Origin of the sequence: Streptomyces diastatochromogenes (assembly GCF_002242805.1) — a bacterium.
GTDB classification, from domain to species: Bacteria; Actinomycetota; Actinomycetes; order Streptomycetales; family Streptomycetaceae; genus Streptomyces; species Streptomyces diastatochromogenes.
Map to the genome: position 1 here is coordinate 1 of NZ_MCGQ01000187.1, position 3,290 is coordinate 3,290.

Annotated in this window: 3 protein-coding genes; 1 reads left to right on the plus strand and 2 read right to left on the minus strand. The window is 69.6% G+C overall.

The window, feature by feature from the left end:
- Window positions 1-1,450, minus strand: a 1,450-nt coding sequence (locus tag BEK98_RS47530; protein ID WP_167444472.1) for an ATP-binding protein, incomplete at its 3' end; no start/stop codon positions are given.
- A gap of 186 nt (window positions 1,451-1,636) precedes the next feature.
- Between BEK98_RS47530 and BEK98_RS47535 the strand changes: the two genes are divergently transcribed.
- Window positions 1,637-2,653 carry a translation initiation factor 2 gene (locus BEK98_RS47535; RefSeq protein ID WP_244202326.1) on the plus strand — a complete coding sequence of 339 codons (1,017 nt, stop codon included), beginning with the start codon at window positions 1,637-1,639 and terminating at the stop codon, window positions 2,651-2,653.
- Between the two features lie 201 nt (window positions 2,654-2,854).
- On the opposite strand, the gene tpg is transcribed toward BEK98_RS47535, so the two are convergent.
- Window positions 2,855-3,271: a telomere-protecting terminal protein Tpg gene (gene tpg / locus BEK98_RS47540; RefSeq protein WP_143684306.1), complete on the minus strand. Its 417-nt coding sequence runs from the start codon at window positions 3,269-3,271 to the stop codon at window positions 2,855-2,857.
- Window positions 3,272-3,290: the final 19 nt, after the last annotated feature.

Here is a 3,290-nt window from a genome sequence, read left to right on the forward strand (position 1 = left end):
CCGGGCCGCCGAGGCGGGCGCGTACGTAGCCGGCGATGTCGGCGTCCCGGTCCGGTGCCCGGTCCAGGTCGAAGGTGACGGCGCCGTCCAGGAGCGCGGCAGCGCCCACGGAGAGGGGTCTGGTGCCGATCAGGACACGGACGTTCGGCTCGTGGGAGAGCGGGACCAGGACGTCGGCGATGAGCGAGTCGATCTGTGCCTGGTCCGCCTCGTCGAGTCCGTCGACCAGGAACGTCGTCGACGCGGCGTCGCGGCACTTGGCCAGCACAGCGTCCATCACCGCCCGTAAATCCGGCCAGCCGTCCCCGGGCTCCTTGAGCTGCAGTCCCTCGGCCAGCTCGCGCGCGCATTCCAGGGCGCTGCGGCCGCGGCACTGGATGCCGGCGTCGATGGCGCTGAGCAGCGCCCTTCGGCGGGCCGGCGAAAGGCTCGTGAACTGCGGGGTGTTGGCGATGGTCATCAGGGCCAGCTGGGCGAGCAGGGCCGATTTTCCGCTGCCCGGGCCTCCGGTGACGATCAGAGCGCCGTTGCGGCCTGGTGAGCCGATCCAGTCGACGAGGCGGTCGAGGTAGTTGCGCCGTCCGGTGAAGAAACTGGTGTCGTCCTCCACGAGCAGCCCGGTGAAGCGGCTCTTGAGCATCGCCTGCACGTGGGCGTCGAGCAGTTCCTGCCGGCGCGACCGGGCGGCGGTCGACAACGGTCGGGCCATCGCGTCGTAGTACGGGTTGACGAACAGGCCCACGAGCCTGCTGCCGCCGTGGAACTGCGGGTACACGAACTCGTCGGCGAGCACACCGCTGACCGCCTCGAGCACCTCAAAGGCGTGCAGGGCCTGGGCGTACGGGGTCCACAGCAGCCGCTCGCGGAACTCGAAACGCGGATCGTCCAAGACGTGGCGGAACGCGTTCAGCCAGGCGCCGAGCTGCGCCGGTCTGTCGCCGTGCACCGTGCCGAGGACGCCCACCCCGCGGAAGTCGGGCGACGCCCTGGCCGCCGGCTGGGGCCCGTGGTGGTCGTCCTCACGGTCGAAGAAGCCCGCATGCACCGCGCGTGCGATGTCCGAGGCATGGCAGGTGTCAAGGATCACCAGCACGTCACCGGACGCCTGCCTGAGCAGCTCGGCCAAGTCCTCGGCGGTCAGTCTGCCCTCGTACTGGTCCGGATCGAGGTCCCGGCAGGGCAGGACCGCGGTGGTGCGCCCCTTCTTGAGGCCGTGACCGATCCAGTAGAGAATCTTCCGCCTGGCGGGCGAGGCCGCGAAACGGCGCAGCCCCTCCACGACCTCACGCTTCGTACCCGTGACGGGCGGGGCGTCGGCCGTGAAACCCAGCCGGCGGGCCAGGTAACGGAACTCCTCGGCATGCCTGGCAGCGCCCGGCAGGTTGTAGTGCGGGTGATGGTCGTAGGTGTCCAGGCACACCACCAGGGCCTCGCCGTGGTCCCCGCCCATACCCCCGCGCCCCTCCCCCGTTTGTGGGGGCATCAATTGTTGCCGCTCGCCGCATCGGTGTGCAACTGTCGTGCCTCAGACGCCGATTGAGGGATGGGGTCGGGGCATCCTTGCACGACGTTGCCGCTCGCCGCACCGGTGTGCAACTGTCCTGCCCCAGACACCGATTGAAGGATGGGGGCACCCTTGCACGACCGGGAACACTTCCGTATCGGGCCGCTGCGCACCACGTGCTACGTCTACGAAGGAGACGGCACACGGCCCATCAGCGAACGGAACCTCAGGGTCTACTACGAGGCCGGCGATCCCGTGTACGTGCCGGAGGAAGTACGGCGCTGGCGTCAGGAGATCGAGGACGAGCAGCGCACCCGCGCGGTAGCGGGCCGCGACCGGCGCTGGAACCATCCGCGGTTCGCGGTGGAAACGGTAGCCGTCACCCGCAGCGACGACCGTGAGGACCCGATCGTGGAGATCAGGTTCTCCCCGGCCGACTACTTCACCTTCCTCGCCGCCCAGCAGCTGAACCGGCCTCTGGAGGAGGGCGAAGGCGCGGGAAAGACACTGCGGGAGCACTACCTCGACGGCCAGGACCCCATCCTCGTCAACGGCTTCCTCTCAGCCAGCTTCGGCGCCAACGTCGCCGTCGTGACCGGCCGTGACCACAAGATGCTGTTCTCCCGGCGCAGCGCGACCGTCGGCGGCAACGCCGGGAACTGGAACTCCTCGGCGAACGAGGGGCTGTCCGGCCAACACGACCTCAAGGACGGGGTACCCGACCTCTTCGGCGCCGCCCGCCGTGCCCTGCGGGAGGAACTGGCCGTCCACGAGGGCGACCGCTGCGAACTGGAACTGCTCTCCTTCGCGATGGACACCGAACGTCACCAGTGGGCCGCGTTCTTCCTGGCCGTACTGCCCGACCTCAGCGAGGAACAACTACGCGACCGCTGGAGCAGGGGCATCGACGACAAGTGGGAACACAGCGAGTTCCGCTTCGTCACGGCCGAACCCGACGACGTCCTGGCCTTCATGCTCAGCCCCGAAGTCCTCAGCCACTGGACAGCCTGCGGCCCCGCCCTGTTCCAGCACGCACTGGTCCGGCTCATGACCCGACACCACGACGACGCCGGCAAGGGACGCCTCGCGGTGGAGAAAGCCATCGACCGCACCACAGCCAAACTCACCGACCCGAGAAGCCAGGACTGACCGACCCGGGAAATCAGGACTGACCGACCCGAGAAGCCAGGGCTGACCGACCTGACCGACCTGGCCGATACGCCATCCCCCGCCGGACCGAGAACACGGCCGGCGCGACCAGCCACAGCTGCCGCAACGATCGCACCGCTCGAGACCGGGAACGCCGAGCTGCGGTCACCGACCCACACACGTGCCCGCCAATCGCAGCCTTCAGTCACCCTGCGCCGCCGGACGACCGATGGTCAAGGCGCCGCCCGGCCCAGGGACAAGGCGCTCGGCCGGACCCGGCCACAACCCGATGCCGATGTCCCCCACACCGGTGAACCCCACGCCCAGGCCCTGAGCACGAGGGTTGCCGGCACGGAAGCACACATCCGCCAAGCCCGACACGGCAACGGGCCGGAACCGCTGTTCGCCGGCGCCAGCGTCACCAGCCTCGAAGAAGCGTTCAGCCCAGCGCGACGGCAGGACCTGGGTGATGTCGCAGATCCGGGCCTCGCCGCTCGTGCCCGCCGCGGCAGCGAACCCGAAGCCGGCCCGGGTCGAGACGACCCGGCCACCGGTACTCACGCCCCCCATCCCGGCCTTCGCCCGCAACCGCGGCCGCCACCGCTCCTCGAATCTCACGCTCTGTACAGTCCCGGAG